Source organism: Paraburkholderia sp. DD10, assembly GCF_049177125.1.
In the GTDB taxonomy this organism is placed as follows: domain Bacteria; phylum Pseudomonadota; class Gammaproteobacteria; order Burkholderiales; family Burkholderiaceae; genus Paraburkholderia; species Paraburkholderia terricola.
Map to the genome: position 1 here is coordinate 3,934,098 of NZ_CP185393.1, position 16,200 is coordinate 3,950,297.

The 16,200-nt window shown below is 64.5% G+C and carries 17 protein-coding genes; 6 read left to right on the forward strand and 11 right to left on the reverse strand.

Annotated features, from left to right (window positions below):
• The first annotated feature begins 52 nt into the window (after positions 1 to 52).
• The 3 genes from ACOCG7_RS33145 (at position 53) to ubiA (ending at position 1,964) form a co-directional block, all read left to right on the forward strand.
• On the forward strand, positions 53 to 214 hold the full coding sequence (locus tag ACOCG7_RS33145; RefSeq protein WP_167449644.1) for a hypothetical protein: 162 nt from the start codon (positions 53 to 55) through the stop codon (positions 212 to 214).
• A gap of 154 nt (positions 215 to 368) precedes the next feature.
• Positions 369 to 857, forward strand: coding sequence for a Dps family protein (locus tag ACOCG7_RS33150; protein ID WP_073428224.1), 489 nt, complete (start codon positions 369 to 371; stop codon positions 855 to 857).
• Between the two features lie 243 nt (positions 858 to 1,100).
• Positions 1,101 to 1,964, forward strand: coding sequence for a 4-hydroxybenzoate octaprenyltransferase (ubiA, locus tag ACOCG7_RS33155; protein WP_114161902.1), 864 nt, complete (start codon positions 1,101 to 1,103; stop codon positions 1,962 to 1,964).
• A 223-nt stretch (positions 1,965 to 2,187) separates the two neighbouring features.
• Here the strand turns inward: ubiA and proC are convergent, their stop codons facing one another.
• From proC to ACOCG7_RS33185, 6 genes are all read right to left on the reverse strand, one after another.
• A complete protein-coding gene (proC, locus tag ACOCG7_RS33160) occupies positions 2,188 to 3,003 on the reverse strand; it encodes a pyrroline-5-carboxylate reductase (protein ID WP_114161903.1) in 816 nt (271 codons plus the stop codon).
• A 54-nt stretch (positions 3,004 to 3,057) separates the two neighbouring features.
• Positions 3,058 to 3,756: a YggS family pyridoxal phosphate-dependent enzyme gene (locus ACOCG7_RS33165; RefSeq protein ID WP_083084565.1), complete on the reverse strand. Its 699-nt coding sequence runs from the start codon at positions 3,754 to 3,756 to the stop codon at positions 3,058 to 3,060.
• A 28-nt stretch (positions 3,757 to 3,784) separates the two neighbouring features.
• Positions 3,785 to 5,011, reverse strand: a complete 1,227-nt coding sequence (gene glcF / locus ACOCG7_RS33170) for a glycolate oxidase subunit GlcF (RefSeq protein WP_114161904.1) — start codon at positions 5,009 to 5,011, stop codon at positions 3,785 to 3,787.
• An 8-nt stretch (positions 5,012 to 5,019) separates the two neighbouring features.
• Positions 5,020 to 6,108: a glycolate oxidase subunit GlcE gene (glcE, locus tag ACOCG7_RS33175; protein WP_073428302.1), complete on the reverse strand. Its 1,089-nt coding sequence runs from the start codon at positions 6,106 to 6,108 to the stop codon at positions 5,020 to 5,022.
• A 163-nt stretch (positions 6,109 to 6,271) separates the two neighbouring features.
• Positions 6,272 to 7,765: an FAD-linked oxidase C-terminal domain-containing protein gene (locus tag ACOCG7_RS33180; protein ID WP_114161905.1), complete on the reverse strand. Its 1,494-nt coding sequence runs from the start codon at positions 7,763 to 7,765 to the stop codon at positions 6,272 to 6,274.
• A gap of 95 nt (positions 7,766 to 7,860) precedes the next feature.
• Positions 7,861 to 9,276 (reverse strand): FAD-linked oxidase C-terminal domain-containing protein, encoded by a 1,416-nt coding sequence (locus tag ACOCG7_RS33185; RefSeq protein ID WP_114163413.1) that lies wholly within the window; start codon positions 9,274 to 9,276, stop codon positions 7,861 to 7,863.
• A gap of 241 nt (positions 9,277 to 9,517) precedes the next feature.
• Here ACOCG7_RS33185 and ACOCG7_RS33190 point away from each other — a divergent pair, with 241 nt between their 5' ends.
• Both ACOCG7_RS33190 and hmpA read left to right on the forward strand, forming a co-directional pair.
• A complete protein-coding gene (locus ACOCG7_RS33190; RefSeq protein ID WP_114161906.1) occupies positions 9,518 to 10,072 on the forward strand; it encodes a cob(I)yrinic acid a,c-diamide adenosyltransferase in 555 nt (184 codons plus the stop codon).
• 84 nt (positions 10,073 to 10,156) lie between these two features.
• Complete coding sequence (gene hmpA / locus ACOCG7_RS33195; RefSeq protein ID WP_073428217.1) at positions 10,157 to 11,362, forward strand: NO-inducible flavohemoprotein; 1,206 nt, start codon at positions 10,157 to 10,159, stop codon at positions 11,360 to 11,362.
• Between the two features lie 58 nt (positions 11,363 to 11,420).
• Here the strand turns inward: hmpA and ACOCG7_RS33200 are convergent, their stop codons facing one another.
• From ACOCG7_RS33200 to aroG, 3 genes are all read right to left on the reverse strand, one after another.
• A complete protein-coding gene (locus tag ACOCG7_RS33200) occupies positions 11,421 to 11,753 on the reverse strand; it encodes a helix-turn-helix domain-containing protein (protein WP_073428216.1) in 333 nt (110 codons plus the stop codon).
• 2 nt (positions 11,754 to 11,755) lie between these two features.
• Entirely contained in the window at positions 11,756 to 12,094 is a 339-nt protein-coding gene (locus ACOCG7_RS33205) for a type II toxin-antitoxin system RelE/ParE family toxin (protein WP_073428215.1), read from the reverse strand.
• A 201-nt stretch (positions 12,095 to 12,295) separates the two neighbouring features.
• Positions 12,296 to 13,369, reverse strand: a complete 1,074-nt coding sequence (gene aroG / locus ACOCG7_RS33210) for a 3-deoxy-7-phosphoheptulonate synthase AroG (protein ID WP_083084561.1) — start codon at positions 13,367 to 13,369, stop codon at positions 12,296 to 12,298.
• Positions 13,370 to 13,425: 56 nt separating this feature from the next.
• On the opposite strand from aroG, the gene ACOCG7_RS33215 reads away from it, so the two are divergent.
• Positions 13,426 to 13,659 (forward strand): hypothetical protein, encoded by a 234-nt coding sequence (locus ACOCG7_RS33215; protein WP_161553678.1) that lies wholly within the window; start codon positions 13,426 to 13,428, stop codon positions 13,657 to 13,659.
• Between the two features lie 105 nt (positions 13,660 to 13,764).
• On the opposite strand, the gene tldD is transcribed toward ACOCG7_RS33215, so the two are convergent.
• Together tldD and ACOCG7_RS33225 are read right to left on the reverse strand one after the other, a co-directional pair.
• The gene (gene tldD, locus ACOCG7_RS33220) at positions 13,765 to 15,231 is read right to left on the reverse strand and encodes a metalloprotease TldD (RefSeq protein WP_073428213.1); all 1,467 of its coding nucleotides are present in this window, start codon (positions 15,229 to 15,231) and stop codon (positions 13,765 to 13,767) included.
• Positions 15,232 to 15,335: 104 nt separating this feature from the next.
• Positions 15,336 to 16,190: a carbon-nitrogen hydrolase family protein gene (locus ACOCG7_RS33225; RefSeq protein WP_073428212.1), complete on the reverse strand. Its 855-nt coding sequence runs from the start codon at positions 16,188 to 16,190 to the stop codon at positions 15,336 to 15,338.
• Positions 16,191 to 16,200 lie beyond the last annotated feature (10 nt).

Here is a 16,200-nt window from a genome sequence, read left to right on the forward strand (position 1 = left end):
CGGGGCGCATCGGCGCCCCGCCGGTATTGAGACGAATCGAGGAAGCACGATCATGATCCAGATGATGATGGCGACCATCGGCGGCACGCCGTCGACGCGCGGCGCGCAACAGCGGCAGGCATGGATGGCGCGCAAGACCGTGGGTTTCGCGATCTTCACGAGCGGACTGGCGGTGATCGTCGCAGAAGCGCTCCGGCACGCGTCAGGCGGCTGATTCAAGCGCTTGCCGCAAGGGCGGCAAGTGACCACGCGTCACACGAACGCGGCACCTTTCTAAGATAAACTGTCGAGCGTTCGATGTTTCCGGTTTGTCATTCGCAAACCGTTAGTTTGCCGACCGGTTCGTATCACTCTTCAAAGGAGTCATCATGGCCAAGAAAGAAGCCGTACAGCATGTCAACATCGGGATCAGCGACAAGGATCGCAAGAAGATCGCGGAAGGTTTGTCGCATCTGCTCGCCGACACCTACACGCTGTATCTGAAGACCCACAACTTTCACTGGAACGTCACGGGTCCGATGTTCAACACGCTGCACCTGATGTTCGAAACGCAGTACAACGAGTTGGCGCTGGCGGTGGATTCGATCGCCGAACGTATTCGCGCGCTGGGTGTCCACGCGCCGGGCAGCTACAAGGATTTCGCCAAGCTGTCGTCGATTCCCGAAGCGGACGGCGTGCCGGCTGCCGAGGAAATGATCCGCCAGTTGGTGGAAGGTCAGGAAGCCGTGGTGCGTACCGCGCGCGCGATTTTCCCGTCGACGGAAGCCGCCAACGACGAACCGACCGCCGACCTGCTGACGCAACGCATGCAGACGCATGAGAAAACCGCGTGGATGCTGCGTTCGATGCTGGCTTGAGCGGTTGATCCGCTTGAGCGGCGGCGTGCGGATTCATCGACCGGCGCTTCGGCGTGTGTGATGAATCCAGACGGAGCCTCCCTTTACGGGAGGCTTTTGTTTTTTTACGGGGCGGATTTCGGCTTCGACGCTGGCGTTCGCTCCTGCGTCGGCGCCGAGCGCGTGACCGTCGTCCTGCCGAAGCTCCCCGCAGCCCGCATCCCGTAAAATAGCCGCACATCTCCGCATTCCACCGAATCCGCCATGTTCGCCCGACTTCCCCTGTATTTGCGCCTCGTGCGCATGGACAAGCCGATCGGCAGCCTGCTGCTGCTGTGGCCCACGCTCAACGCGCTGTGGATCGCCTCCGACGGTCATCCGTCGTGGCCGCTGCTGGTGATCTTCACGGTGGGCACGGTGCTGATGCGCTCGGCCGGTTGCGCAATAAACGACTATGCGGATCGCGATTTCGACCGCTACGTGAAGCGCACCGAAAACCGTCCGATCACCTCGGGCAAGATCAAGGCATGGGAAGCGGTGGCGCTCGCGGCGGGCCTGTCCCTGCTGGCCTTTCTGCTGATCCTGCCGCTCAATACGCTGACCAAGGAGCTGTCCGTCGCCGCGTTGTTCGTCGCCGGTTCGTATCCGTTCACGAAGCGTTTCTTCGCGATTCCGCAGGCATACCTCGGCATCGCGTTCGGCTTCGGCATTCCGATGGCGTTCGCCGCGATTCAGGACCACGTGCCGATGCTCGCCTGGGTGATGCTGTTGGCCAACGTGTTCTGGTCGGTCGCGTACGACACCGAATACGCGATGGTCGATCGCGACGACGACATCAAGATCGGCATCCGCACCTCGGCGCTGACCTTCGGGCGCTTCGACGTGACCGCGATCATGCTGTGCTATGCGGCAACGCTGGGGATTTACGTCGGCATCGGCGTACTGCTCGGTTTCGGCGTGCTGTACTGGCTGGGATGGGCGGCGGCGGCGGGCTGCGCGATCTATCACTACACGCTGATCCGCAACCGCGAGCGGATGGCCTGCTTCGCGGCGTTCCGGCATAACAACTGGCTGGGCGGCGCGCTGTTTGCCGGCATCGCCGCGCATTACGCGGCGGCTTCGTTCTAGTTTTTCAGCGCTGTGTTCGCGTTGCCTTTGTGCCGCGCACGCCGCCTCGGTTCGAATCCACTTCTGTTCTAACTGCTCGTCGGCGCGGAGCGCGACGACCGCGCTAACCGCTCTGATCGCCGGCCGAATCCGTCAGCTAATTTCGAGGCGCCGCGTCCTGCGGCGCACTTTTCCTGACTGACTGCCTGATCCGCGCTTAACGCGTCGAGCGCACCAACCGCGCTTACTGCTTGCCGAACTCGTCGCCCATTTCCTTGGCACGCGCATCGGCGGCCAGCACGCCGCGCACGATTGCATCCTTGATGCCGCTCGCGTCGAACGACGCCAGCGCGGCTGCGGTGGTGCCGCCCTTCGACGTCACACGTTCGCGCAGCACGGACGGCGGCTCGTCCGAGTTCGCGGCGAGTTGCGCCGCGCCGGTGAAGGTCGCCACCGCCAGCGCGCGGCCTTGCGCTTCGTTCATGCCGAGCTGGCGCGCGGCTTCCTGCAACGCTTCGATGAAATGGAACACGTAGGCCGGGCCGCTACCCGAGATGGCGGTGACCGCGTCGATCTTCGCTTCGTCGTCGAACCAGACGGTTTCGCCCACCGCGCCGAGCACCTGCGACGCCAATGCGCAACCCGCTTCGTCGACGCTGCGCGTGGCGGTGAGACCGGCCACGCCCATGCCGATCAGCGCCGGCGTATTCGGCATCACGCGCACGATGCGGCTGTGGCCGTTCAGCCAGCGCGACATATCGTCCATGCGAATCCCGGCGACGATGCTGATCGCCAGTTGCGACGCGTTCAAGTGCGGCGCCAGCGCCTCGGCGACGCTCTTCAGGATCTGCGGCTTCACCGCCAGCACGACGGCGTCATACGACGCGAGCGCGGCGTCCGCCGCGGCGCCGGTCCGGATGCCGAACTGCTGCTCGTTGCGCTTGCGCGCGTCCTCGTTGGGATCGATCGCATAGAGATCGGCGGGCGCGACGCCACGTTTGATGAGGCCGCCGATCAACGCCGCAGCCATGTTGCCGCCGCCGATAAAAGCAATTTTCATGATGGTCCGAAAGAAGTTCCGTTGAGAGCCCGCCTGGGTTCGAACAAGCAAGGGTCAGTGAGAGTAATCCCGCGCGCCGAAGATCGCGGTGCCGACGCGCACGATCGTCGCGCCTTCCAGCACGGCCGCCTCCAGGTCGCTCGACATGCCCATCGAAAGGGTATCGAGCGGCAGACCGTTCTCGCGCAGGCGCTCGAACAGTTCGCGCAAGCGGCGATGCGGCACACGTTGCTCGTCGATGCCGCCGGCCGGTTCCGGAATCGCCATCAAGCCGCGCAAACGCAGCTTCGGCAGCGCGGCGATCGCCTGCGCGACTTCCACCGCCTCGGCCATGCTCACGCCGCTTTTCGACGCCTCGCCGCTGATGTTGACTTGCAAGCACACGTTCAGCGGCGGCAGATTGTCCGGCCGCTGCTCCGACAAGCGTTGTGCGATCTTCAAGCGGTCGACCGAATGCACCCAGTCGAAATGCTCGGCGACCGGCCGCGTCTTGTTCGATTGCAACGGTCCGATGAAATGCCATTCGAGCGCGGCGCGCAAATCGGCCAGCGCTTCGATTTTCGCAATGGCTTCCTGCACGTAGTTCTCGCCGAACGCGCGCTGGCCCGCGTCGTAGGCGGCGCGCACGTCTTCGGCGGGAAAGGTCTTGGAAACCGCGAGCAGGTCGATGGTGCGCGCGTCGCGTCCGGCCGCGTGCGCGGCGGCCGCGATGCGCTGCCGCACCGCTTCGAGGTGGTGAATCAGATCGGACATGGAACGGATCCGGAGGGCGATGACCGGATTATACGGACAGCATGTGCTCGACCAGTTCGATCCAGTGCGCGACCGGCGTGGACGTGCCGCTTTGCAGATGCGCGATGCAGCCGACGTTCGACGACACGATCACCTGCGGTTCCTGCGCATGGAGCCGCTCGAGCTTCTGGTCGCGCAACGCATACGAGAGCTTGGGCTGCGTGAGCGAGTAAGTGCCGGCCGAGCCGCAGCACAAGTGGCTATCCGTGGGAAGACGCACTTCGACGCCGAGCGCCGTCAGCAGATGCTCGACCTTGCCGCGCACCTGCTGACCGTGCTGCAACGTGCAGGGCGGATGAAACGCCACCGTGTGAACCGAGCGGCGCCTCGTGGCCGCGATCAGGCTTTCCTCGAACTCCGGCAAGATCTCCGCGATGTCGCGCGTCAGTTCGACGATGCGGCGCGCCTTCTCCGCGTAGGCCGGATCGTGGCGCAACAGGTGCGCGTATTCCTTGACCGTCGCGCCGCAACCGGACGCGTTCATCACGATCGCTTCCACGCCGTTTTCAACCTGGGGCCACCATGCGTCGATGTTCGCACGCAGATCGTCGAGCGCTTCGTCGTTGTAGCCGAGATGCAGGCGGATCGCGCCGCAGCAGCCGGCTTCGGGCGCGACCACGGTCTCGATGCCGAGCGCGTCGAGCACCCGCGCGGTCGCCGTATTGACGTTCGGCATCATCGACGGTTGCACGCAGCCCGCCAGCATTAGCATCTTGCGCGAATGTTTCGCGCTCGGCCATTCGAGCGGACGCTGCCGCGCGGGCACCTTGTCGCGCAGCTTCTTCGGCAGGAGCGGGCGGACATGCTGACCGAGCCGCATGGCCGGCGTAAACAGCGCGCTGTTCGGCACGAAGCTCGCGAGGAACCGCCGCACCACCCGCTGACCGAACGGTCGCGTGACTTTTTCCTCGGTGAGCTTGCGGCCGATTTCCACCAGCCGGCCGTATTGCACGCCCGACGGACACGTGGTTTCGCAGTTGCGGCAAGTGAGGCAGCGGTCCAGATGAACCTGCGTGCTGCGCGTGACCGGCGCGCCCTCGACCATCTGCTTGATCAGATAAATGCGTCCGCGCGGGCCGTCGAGTTCGTCGCCCAGCAATTGATAGGTCGGGCAGGTGGCCGTGCAGAAACCGCAGTGCACGCAATTGCGCAGGATGGCGTCGGCTTCGTCGCCGTCGGGCGTATTGCGAATGAAGTCCGCGAGGTTGGTTTGCATCGCGTCGCTTAGAAGTCGGGGTAGAGACGGCCGCGATTGAAGATGCGGGCTGGATCGAAGGCCGCTTTCAGGCCGCGATGGATTTTCATCAGCGGCGCGGGCAGCGGCGTGAACACGCCGGTGCTGCGGTCATAGCCGTGGCCGGTGCGGAAAATGGTGGCGTGGCCGCCCGCCTGCTTGGCGCTGATGCGCACGGTTTGCGCGTCGGTGTCGGTGATCCACCAGCGCTGGGCGCCGCCCCATTCCATCAACTGCGCGCCCGGCAACTGCATGGGCTCGGTGATCGACGGCAGCGCGAGGCGCCACAGCGCGGCCTTTGGCGGAATCGCCGAGAAAAACAGGTCGGTCTGTTCGCGCAGGCCCGCCCAGAAGCGTTCCGCCTCGACCGCATCGACGACTTCGCCGCCAAGCGTCGTGCGCGCTGTCTTGACGGCGCTTTCCGCGCCGGCCAGCCGCACGGCCAAGGTGCCGTGACGCCATGCGCTCGCGGTGATCGGCAGCGGCCGGCCGCCCCATTCGTTGAGCTTGCGGACCGCGTCGGTGCCGTTCATATCGAACTTGAGGGTCGTTTCGGCCTGCGGCAGCGGCAACACCTTGACGGACAATTCGAGGATCAGCCCTAGCGTGCCGAGCGAGCCCGCCATCAGGCGCGAGACGTCGTAACCGGCGACGTTCTTCACCACTTGCCCGCCGAAACGCAGCGTCTGCCCCTGGCCGTTCATGACGACGGCGCCGAGCACGAAGTCGCGCGCCGCGCCCGCAGCCGGGCGGCGCGGACCGGCGATGCCCGCCGCGATGCAGCCGCCGAAGGTGGCCTGCGGCCCGAAGTGCGGCGGCTCGAACGCGAGCATCTGATGGTGTTCGGCGAGCGCCGCCTCGAGCTCCAGCAAAGGCGTGCCCGCGCGCGCGGTGATGACCAGTTCGGCCGGATCGTACGCGATGATGCCGCGATAGGCGCGCGTGTCGAGGATCTCACCTTCCAGCGCCTGACCGTACCAGTCCTTCGTGCCGCCGCCACGGATGCGCAACGCGCGTCCCGCGGCGCTGGCCGAACGCACGCGTTCGGACCAAACGGCGACGATGTCGTCCTCTTCCATGGTGTCCTGCTTCATTGTGTTTCGTTTGATTGTACCGGCCGGGAGCGCGCTGACAACCCGGAGCGGACCCGCATCGGGTAATCAGGGTGAACGCCGGAAAGCCCCGCCAGAGCGGGCTATGCGCGCTGCGTCAGTTCGCCATGGGTGAGCGGAAACCCATGAGTTAAAACCGCGGAAGGTCGGGATGCGGCAGCAAGCCGCCGCGCACGTGCATCTTGCCGTATTCGGCGCAGCGCGCTCGGGTGGGAATGCCCTTGTCGGGGTTGAGCAGGCCCGGCGCGTCGAAGGCGCGCTTGACCGCGTGGAACGTGTCGCGCTCCTCGGGCGAGAACTGCACGCACATCGAGTTGATTTTCTCGATGCCGACGCCGTGTTCGCCCGTTATCGTGCCGCCGAGTTCGACGCAGGTTTCGAGGATGTCGCTACCGAACGCTTCCGCGCGGTGCCACTCGTCCCGGTCGTTGCCGTTGAACAGGATCAGCGGATGCATGTTGCCGTCGCCGGCGTGAAAGACGTTGATGCAGCGCAGGCCGTATTTCTTCTCCATCGCTTCGATGCGCGCGAGCAGCGGGCCGATACTGCGGCGCGGCACCGTGCCGTCCATGCAGTAGTAGTCCGGTGAAATGCGGCCCGCGGCCGGAAACGCGTTCTTGCGCCCGGACCAGAAGCGCAGCCGCTCGTTCTCCGAGCGGGAAATCTGGATGCGGGTGGCGCCCTGTTCACGCAGCACCGCCGTCATGCGCACGATTTCGTCGGCGACTTCTTCGGGCGTGCCGTCCGATTCGCAGAGCAGGATCGCGGCTGCGTCCAGGTCGTAGCCCGCATGGACGAATTCCTCCACCGCGCGCGTGGCCGGTTTGTCCATCATCTCCAGGCCCGCCGGGATGATGCCCGCGGCAATGATGCCGGCCACCGCGTCGCCGCCTTTCACGACGTCGTCGAAACTGGCCATGATGACCTGCGCCGTTTGCGGCTTCGGGATGAGCTTGACGGTGACCTCGGTGACGATCGCGAACATGCCTTCGCTGCCGATCAACACCGCGAGCAGATCGAGGCCGGGCGCGTCAGGCCCGAGCGAGCCGAATTCGACGATCTCGCCTTCCATCGTCACGGCGCGAACGCGCAGCACGTTGTGCACCGTGAGGCCGTACTTGAGGCAGTGCACGCCGCCGGAATTCTCGGAGACGTTGCCGCCGATCGTGCAGGCGATCTGCGACGACGGATCCGGCGCGTAGTACAAGCCATAGGGCGCGGCGGCCTCGGAAATCGACAGATTGCGCACGCCCGGCTGGACCGTGGCGGTACGCGCGTAGGAGTCGACCTCGACGATCTTGCGAAAGCGCGCGAGCGACACCACCACGCCGTGGCGAATCGGCATCGCGCCGCCGGACAAACCGGTGCCCGCGCCGCGCGGCACGATCGGCACGTCGAGGCGATGGCAGATCTGCACGATGCGCTGCACCTGCGATTCCGTCTCCGGCAACGCGACCGCGAGCGGCAGACGCCGGTAGGCGGCAAGCCCGTCGCAGTCGTAGGCGACGGTGTCTTCCTCGCGGTATAGCAGACAGTGGGTCGGCAACACGGCCATCAGCGCCTGCACGACTTCGCGCTGGCGCTGGGCGAGTACGTCGGCCGTCAGTTCAGCGGGTGCGTTCATGTGGGTTGTCTCCTCGTGTCGCTCACCCGGCGTGCTCGTCGGGTTCGATGCGGCGGCGGCGCCGCTGCCGCGCGGCGGCCGTGCCTGGAAATGCCTCAAGCCGCCCAGGAAAAGATCTTGCCGGGGTTCATGAGATTGCGCGGATCGAGCGCGTGTTTGATCGAGCGCATGGTATCCACCGCGACTTCGCCGTGTTCCTCGAGCAGGAAGCCCATCTTGTGCAGGCCGACGCCATGCTCGCCCGTGCAGGTGCCGTCCATGCGCAGCGCGCGTTGCACGATGCGCTGGTTCAGACGCTCCGCTTCGACGAGCTCTTCGGGCTTTTCCGGATCGATCAGGATCGCCACGTGGAAGTTGCCGTCGCCGACATGGCCGACGATCGGGCAGGGCAGCGGCGACGCCTTCAGATCCTGCTCCGTCTCCACCACGCATTCGGCGAGGCGCGAGATCGGCACGCAGACGTCGGTCGTGACCGCGCGGCAACCGGGCTTCAGTTGCAGCATCGCGAAATAAGCGTTGTGGCGCGCGTTCCACAGGCGGCTGCGGTCTTCCGGCCGGGTCGCCCATTCGAAACCCTCGCCGGCATTCTGCGCGGCGATTTCCTGCACCAGCCCGGCTTGCTCCTTGACACCGGCCTCGGTGCCGTGGAATTCGAAGAACAGCGTGGACGCCTCGCGCAGCGTCAGATTCGAATGGCGATTGATCGAGCGGATCGCGAGCGAGTCGACGAACTCGACGCGCGCGATCGGCACGCCGATCTGGATCGTTTCGATGACCGCGCGCACCGCGTCGCCCATCGACGGGAATGCGCATACCGCGGCGGACACTGCTTCCGGCAGCGGATAGAGGCGCACGGTGATTTCGGTGATCACGCCGAGCGTGCCTTCCGAGCCCACGAACAGACGCGTGAGGTCGTATCCGGCCGCCGACTTGCGCGCCCGCGTGCCGGTCTTGATCACGCGGCCGTCGGCCAGCACCACGGTCAGCCCGAGCACGTTCTCGCGCATCGTGCCGTAGCGCACGGCGTTGGTGCCCGAGGCGCGCGTGGCCGACATGCCGCCGATGCTCGCGTCCGCGCCGGGGTCGATGGGGAAGAACAGCCCTGTGTCGCGCAGCGCTTCGTTCAGTTGCTTGCGCGAGATGCCGGGCTCGACGGTGACGGTGAGGTCTTCCGCGTTGATCGACAGCACGCGGTTCATTTCCGACAAGTCGATCGACACGCCGCCTTGCACCGCCAGCAGGTGCCCTTCGAGCGAGGAGCCGTTGCCGTAGGGGATGATCGGCACGTCATGCTGCGCGCATAGCTTGACGATGGTCTGCACTTCCTCGGTCGTGCGCGCGAATACGACGGCGTCGGGCAACTGGGGATCGAAGGGTGATTCATCGCGGCCATGATGGGCGCGCACGGCTTCGGCAATCGACACGCGTTCGCCGAAAGCGGCGTTCAGCGCGCTCAGCAACTCAGCGGGAAACGGCCGGCGCAACGGAGCCGATGGCTCGGGATGGTTCACGCATGTCTCCTGATATAGGGTGGCAGAGCTGGTTTGCAGCAGGCGTTTCATTTTACGCCGATCGCCTTCTGGCCGGCGTCGGGACCGGCTTGCGCTTCTATAATGGCGGCGACCTCGCGATGCGCGCAATATGGATAAACGCGGTGGCTTGTCCGCTGGCTTATCCGGCCGGGTGGCCGATGCGCCGGATGGAATGGCCGGCGCCGCGCGGACGCATCGTTACTAAATGCACGGAGACATCATGGGCAACCGCTTGAGCAAGATCGCCACCCGCACCGGCGACGACGGCACCACCGGTCTCGGCGACGGCCGCCGCGTGCGCAAGGACAGCGCGCGCATCGCGGCGATCGGCGACGTCGACGAACTCAATTCGAACCTCGGCGTGCTGCTGTGCGAGACACTGCCGGACGAAGTGCGAGCGGCGCTCGTCGCGATTCAGCACGATCTGTTCGATCTGGGCGGCGAGCTTTGCATCCCCGGCCACACCATGATCACCGACCAACATCTCGGCCAGCTCGACGATTGGCTCGCCGACTACAACGCGACGCTGCCGCCATTGAAGGAATTCATTCTGCCGGCGGGCTCGCGCGCGGCCGCGCTCGCGCACGTGTGCCGCACGGTGTGCCGGCGCGCGGAGCGGGCGATCGTCGCGCTGGGCGAAATCGAAGCGATCAATCCGGCGCCGCGCCAGTATGTGAACCGCTTGTCCGATCTTCTGTTTGTGCTGGCGCGCGTGCTGAATCGCGCGGACGGCGGCGCGGACGTACTGTGGCAGCACGACCGCGGGGCCGGATAGGCGCATTGGTGGCCCTGTGACAATCTGTCCGGGCAAGTCTTTTCTTAAAGAGGTATTCTACGCGCATCTTTAGGAGAAAGCCTGATGACCACGCTCACCGCTGACCAGATCGCCCGCGTCAAAGCCACTGTTCCCGTGCTCGCCGAACACGGCACCATCATCACCAAGCACTTTTACAAGCGCATGTTCGCGCACCACCCCGAGTTGAAGAACGTGTTCAACCAGACCCACCAGAAGAGCGGCAATCAGCCGGAAACGCTGGCGAAAGCGGTGTATGCGTATGCAGCCAATATCGACAATCTCGGCGCCCTCGGCCCGACGGTCTCGCGGATCGCGCATAAGCACGCCAGCCTGAATATCCGCCCGGAGCAGTACCCGATCGTGGGCCGCCACCTGCTCGGCGCGATCGTCGATGTGCTCGGCGACGCGGTCGATCAGGAAACGCTCAGTGCATGGCAAGCCGCGTACGGGCAGTTGGCCAATATCTTCATCGGCACCGAGGCGAAGCTGTACGACGGCGCCGCGTGGACCGGCTTCCGGCCGTTCAAGGTCGCCCGCAAGGAAGTGGAGAGCGACGAGATCACGTCGTTCTATCTGACTCCCGCCGACGGCTCGCCGGCCTGCGGTTTCGAACCCGGCCAATATCTGAGCGTGAAGCGCTTTGTCGATGAACTGGGTGTTGACCAGCCGCGGCAATACAGTTTGTCGGATGCGCCCAACGGCAAGTGGCTGCGCATTTCGGTGAAGCGCGAAGCCGGCCGCGAGGACACGGCGCCGGGCCACGTATCGAACCTGATGCACGACGGAGTGGAAGTGGGCGAGGTGGTGCATGTGAGCGCGCCGATGGGCGACTTCACGCTCGACCGCAAGAAGACGACCCCGGTGGTGCTGATGAGCGGCGGCGTGGGCGTGACGCCGATGACCTCGATGCTGTCCACGTTGTTGGCCGAGAAGAGCGAGCGTAGCGTGACCTTCGTGCATGCGTGCCGCAATGGCCGGGTACACGCATTCCGTCAGTGGCTTAACGATACGGTTACAGCGCACCCGAACGTGACCCGCGCAGTGTTCTATGAAGCTGTTGAAGCGACCGACCGCCTCGGCGTCGACTACGATTTCGAAGGCCGTCTCGACGTGACGAAAATCGCCGACAAGGTGATCGTGCCCGATGCGGATTACTACATCTGCGGGCCGCTGCCGTTCATGCGCGCGCAGTGCGATGCGCTGGCCGCGCTCGGCGTGGACGCTGCGCGAATCCACACCGAAGTGTTCGGTTCAGGCGCCGTTCAGTAAGGCAAGACGCATGGCAAACCGCTCCGGGCGAAAGCCCGCCGCGCAGCTTGCCATGCTCTTACCCGACCGCCAGCGTGACTGGCTTGCCGATCCGGCTCATCATTTCGACGAGCGTGTCGATGGTGAACTTGGTGGTCTTCTTGTTCACCACGTCGGACACACGCGGGCGCGACACCATCAGAATCTCGGCGGCCTCGGCCTGCTTCAAATGATGCTGTTCGATCCAGCTTGAGAGCTCGGTCATCAACTGCTCCTTGAGCAGCCGCGTGTCGTTGATCTGTTTCTGCGATGCCGCGTGCAGGCGCTTCGCCTCTTCGGCGGAGAAGCCGAGCTCGAGGAACAGATTGGCACCGGGCTTGGTTACGTGACGGACTTTGGCATCGATCGTCATTTTCAAATTTTCCTCTCAGTCATGATGGCGCGATAACGCGTCTCGGCAATCTGTTTATCGTGCGGACTCAGCTTCTGCGTTTTCTTCTGGAAGCAATGCAACACATAGAGCGCTTCCACGAACTTGGTCACATACATGACGCGATAGATGCCGTCCGCTTCCTTGATGCGAATCTCGCGGGTTCCTGCGCCGATCGAATCAAATGGCTTCCAGTCGTCAGGGTCGAGCCCTGCCTGGATCTTGCCCAATTGAAACCCTGCCCGCCGACGCGGCTCTTCGGGAAAAGCGAGTAAATCGCGGTAGCTGGAGCCCATCCAGCGAATTTCTTTTTCCTGCTCCATAGCCGCCTTTCATGTACAAAATTGTATACGCAACACCTCGGCCCGGTCAAGTCAATTTCGACCCGGCGGCGAGCCCGGCAACGAGTTGTTACGGTACAGAGGCGGCAGGCGGCGCACCATTCGTCCGTTCGGCTAACAAAAAAGCCCGGCTCGATTGAGCCGGGCTTTCTAAACTAACTTGCAGCGATCGAGCGGGTTTTCTCAGTTGCCGCTGCCGCGCGCAATACGCCGTTGCTTGACCGCGTCGGCGAGACCTTCCAGCACGGCTACGCTTTCGTCCCAGCCGATGCATGCATCGGTAATGCTTTGCCCATAGGTCAACTGGCAGCCTTCCTGCAGATCCTGGCGGCCCGCCACGAGGTGCGATTCCACCATCACGCCGACGATCCGTTCGTCACCCGAAGCGATTTGCCGGCCGATGTCCGCGCACACCGGAATCTGATTCTCGTGCTTCTTCGAACTGTTCGCGTGGCTCGCGTCGATCATCAGGCGCGCGGCGAGACCGGCCTTGCCGATGTCGGCGCACGCGGCATTGACGCTGTCCGCGTCGTAGTTCGGCGTCTTGCCGCCGCGCAGGATGATGTGGCAGTCCTCGTTGCCGGCGGTCGAGACGATCGCCGAGTGGCCGCCCTTCGTGACCGACAGGAAATGGTGCGGCTGCGAGGCGGCCTTGATCGCGTCGACGGCGATCTTCACGTTGCCGTCGGTGCCGTTCTTGAAGCCGACCGGGCACGACAGTCCCGAAGCGAGTTCACGGTGCACCTGCGACTCGGTGGTCCGCGCGCCGATCGCGCCCCACGAGATCAGATCCGCGATGTATTGCGGGCTGATCATGTCGAGGTATTCGGTGCCGGCCGGCAGACCGAGTTCGTTGATGCGCAACAGCAGTTCGCGCGCGGTGCGCAGACCGTCGTTGATCTTGAAGCTGTTGTCCATGTGCGGGTCGTTGATGAGACCCTTCCAGCCCACCGTCGTGCGCGGCTTTTCGAAGTACACGCGCATCACGATTTCGAGCTCGCCGGCGAAGCGCTTGCGCTGTTCGACGAGACGACCCGCGTATTCGAGCGCCGCCTTCGTGTCGTGAATCGAGCACGGTCCGATGACGACGATCAGACGGTCTTCCATGCCGTGCAGAATGCGATGCATCGCGTTGCGCGAGTTGTAGATGACGTCGGACACCGTTTCATCGCAAGCGAATTCGCGGATCAGGTGAGCGGGGGGCGTGAGTTCTTTCAATTCGCGAATGCGGACATCGTCGGTGTTGTGCGGGGGCATGTTGTTCTCCTGAATCGGTTCGTAGCGTGTTCGCGCGGGTAACGAGGGCTGCGGCAATGAGCAGCGATGCACGCGCGGACGACAATCAAAAAAGTTGCAACGACAAAAGTTCTAACGGCATGGGGCGAAAAAAAACCGCCAGACTCGCTGGCGGTTTTTCGGGAATTCTCGGTGTCTTGCGTGCACTAACACCCCTCTCGATCCGCCAGCGGTCTGAGATGCCAAAAAAAGTAAAAGTAAAACTTGGCGGACATGGCGAAATGAGGTCGCTGGTCAAAAAGGGTGAGTGACTTTATAACCCCTACAGGCTCGACTGGCAAGCCGGAAGGCGTAAAAATGCGGAAATTCCGCATACTTCGCGCATTTTATGCACGAAGTATGCGTTTTATCTGGATTCAGGCGGTGCCGCCGACGGTCATGCGGTCGATGCGCAGCGTCGGCTGGCCGACGCCGACCGGCACGCTTTGGCCTTCCTTGCCGCACACGCCCACGCCCGAATCGAGCTTCATGTCGTTGCCGATCATGCTGACGTATTTGAGCGACTCGGGGCCGCTGCCGATCAGCGTCGCGCCCTTGACCGGGTAAGTGACCTTGCCGTTTTCGATCATGTACGCCTCGGAGGCCGAGAACACGAACTTGCCGTTGGTGATGTCGACCTGGCCGCCGCCGAAGTTCACCGCGTACAAACCGTTTTTCACGGAGGCGATGATTTCCCGCGGGTCCTTGTCGCCGTTGAGCATGTACGTGTTGGTCATGCGCGGCATCGGCAGCGCGGCGTACGATTCGCGGCGCGCGTTGCCCGTGACCGGCATTTTCATCAGACGCGCGTTCAGCGTGTCCTGAATGTAGCCTTTCAGGATGCCGTCCTCGATCAGCGTCGTGCATTGCGTCGGATTGCCCTCGTCGTCGATATTGAGCGAGCCGCGGCGGTTCGGCAGCGTGCCGTCGTCGACCACCGTGACGCCCTTGGCCGCAACCTGTTCGCCGATCCGCCCCGCGAACGCCGACGAACCCTTGCGGTTGAAGTCGCCCTCCAGCCCGTGGCCGATCGCCTCGTGCAGCAGCACGCCGGGCCAGCCCGGTCCGAGCACCACGGTCATCGCGCCGGCCGGCGCCGGGCGGGCGTCGAGGTTCACGAGCGCTGCGTGCACCGCGTCGTCGACATAGCCCGACAGTACTTCGTCGGTGAAATAGCCGTAGTCGAAGCGGCCGCCGCCGCCGCCGCTGCCGATTTCGCGGCGGCCGTTCTGTTCGGCGATCACCGTGACCGACACGCGCACCAGCGGACGGATGTCGGCCGCGAAGCCGCCGTCGCTGCGCGCGACCAGCACGACGTCGTACTCGCCGGCAAGGCCAGCCATGACTTGCTGAATACGCGGATCGCGACCGCGCGCCATCTGTTCGACGCGCTCGAGCAGCTTGACCTTGGCGGTGGCGTCGAGCGAATGCAGCGGGTCGGACGGCAGATACAGGTCGCGGCCGGCGATGCCCGTCAGCGACGACGCCACCTTGATCTTCTGCTTGCCGCCGCCGGCCTTGGCGATTGCGCGTGTGGCGATGGCCGCCTGGCGGATCGCTTCGGGCGAGAGGTCGTCCGAATAGGCGAAAGCGGTGCGATCGCCCGACACGGCGCGCACGCCGACGCCTTGGTCGATGCTGAAACTGCCCGACTTCACGATACCCTCTTCGAGACTCCACGCTTCGCTGCGCGTAGCCTGGAAGTACAGGTCGGCGTAGTCGATCTTGTGCGTGAAGATTTCGGCGAGCGTGCGGGTGAGCAGGGATTCGTCGAGGCCGTAGGGCGTCAGGAGGATGTCCTTGGCGGTGGCGAGATTACGGATACCGGGTTCGATGATGTTCATGCGAAGTATGTTCTGCTCGATACGAAGGATTCGGTTAGCGCCACGCTCGCTATATGAGTGGCAGGCGCCGCAGTTTCAACGTCTTGATGCGTCAGGTCAATGAGTCAACTCAGCACGCGGTGACGCCAGGCGGGCAGGCTTTGCCGCACTTCGTCGATGCGCGCACGCTCGAGATCGCCGGCGACCACGCCCGCGCCCTCGTCGCGCACCGCGACGATTTCGCCCCACGGGTCGATCAGCATGCTGTGGCCCCAGGTACGGCGGCCGTTTTCATGTTTGCCGCCTTGCGCGGCGGCCAGCACGTAGCACTGGTTCTCGACCGCCCGGGCGCGCAGCAGCATCTCCCAGTGCGCGCGGCCGGTGGTGTAAGTGAACGCGGACGGCACCACGATCAGCGCGCAATCGCCCATGCGGCGGTACAGCTCGGGAAAGCGCAAATCGTAGCAGACCGACAGGCCGACCCGGCCGAACGGCGCCTCGAAGGTGCGGACCTCGCCGCCGGGACAGATGGTGCGCGCCTCGTCGAACGATTCCTCGCCTTTTTCGAAGTTGAACAGATGGATCTTGTCGTAGCGGGCGGCTTCGTTGCCTTGCGGATCGAACACCAGCGTGGTGTTCAGCACGCGCGACGCTTCGGGTGCCATCAGCGGCAGCGTGCCGCCGATCACCCAGAGCTGGTGACGGCGTGCGGCGTCGGCGAGAAAGCGCTGGACCGGGCCGTCCTGATAGGCTTCGCGCACGGCGAGCTTGTCCGTGTCCTTGAAGCCCATGAAGCAGAAGTATTCGGGGAGCAGGACGAGCTGCGCGCCGTCGGCGGCGGCCTCGGCGATCAACCGGTCCGCTTCGGCCAGATTGCGCTCGCGCTCGGGCGTGCTCACCATTTGCAGCGCGGCGACGCGAAAGACGCTTGCGGAAGATCCGCTGGACGACGGCAATGAAGAGACGTGTGTTTCGCTCATGAGCGTTTCG

Coding starts and splice junctions, on each gene's coding strand:
- ACOCG7_RS33145 (WP_167449644.1), top strand. CDS start 53: ATGATCCAGATGATGATGGCGACCATCGGCGGCACGCCGTCGACGCGC.
- ACOCG7_RS33150 (WP_073428224.1), top strand. CDS start 369: ATGGCCAAGAAAGAAGCCGTACAGCATGTCAACATCGGGATCAGCGAC.
- ubiA (WP_114161902.1), top strand. CDS start 1,101: ATGTTCGCCCGACTTCCCCTGTATTTGCGCCTCGTGCGCATGGACAAG.
- proC (WP_114161903.1), bottom strand. CDS start 3,003: ATGAAAATTGCTTTTATCGGCGGCGGCAACATGGCTGCGGCGTTGATC.
- ACOCG7_RS33165 (WP_083084565.1), bottom strand. CDS start 3,756: ATGTCCGATCTGATTCACCACCTCGAAGCGGTGCGGCAGCGCATCGCG.
- glcF (WP_114161904.1), bottom strand. CDS start 5,011: ATGCAAACCAACCTCGCGGACTTCATTCGCAATACGCCCGACGGCGAC.
- glcE (WP_073428302.1), bottom strand. CDS start 6,108: ATGGAAGAGGACGACATCGTCGCCGTTTGGTCCGAACGCGTGCGTTCG.
- ACOCG7_RS33180 (WP_114161905.1), bottom strand. CDS start 7,765: ATGAACGCACCCGCTGAACTGACGGCCGACGTACTCGCCCAGCGCCAG.
- ACOCG7_RS33190 (WP_114161906.1), top strand. CDS start 9,518: ATGGGCAACCGCTTGAGCAAGATCGCCACCCGCACCGGCGACGACGGC.
- hmpA (WP_073428217.1), top strand. CDS start 10,157: ATGACCACGCTCACCGCTGACCAGATCGCCCGCGTCAAAGCCACTGTT.
- ACOCG7_RS33200 (WP_073428216.1), bottom strand. CDS start 11,753: ATGACGATCGATGCCAAAGTCCGTCACGTAACCAAGCCCGGTGCCAAT.
- ACOCG7_RS33205 (WP_073428215.1), bottom strand. CDS start 12,094: ATGGAGCAGGAAAAAGAAATTCGCTGGATGGGCTCCAGCTACCGCGAT.
- aroG (WP_083084561.1), bottom strand. CDS start 13,369: ATGCCCCCGCACAACACCGACGATGTCCGCATTCGCGAATTGAAAGAA.
- ACOCG7_RS33215 (WP_161553678.1), top strand. CDS start 13,426: ATGAGCAGCGATGCACGCGCGGACGACAATCAAAAAAGTTGCAACGAC.
- tldD (WP_073428213.1), bottom strand. CDS start 15,231: ATGAACATCATCGAACCCGGTATCCGTAATCTCGCCACCGCCAAGGAC.
- ACOCG7_RS33225 (WP_073428212.1), bottom strand. CDS start 16,190: ATGAGCGAAACACACGTCTCTTCATTGCCGTCGTCCAGCGGATCTTCC.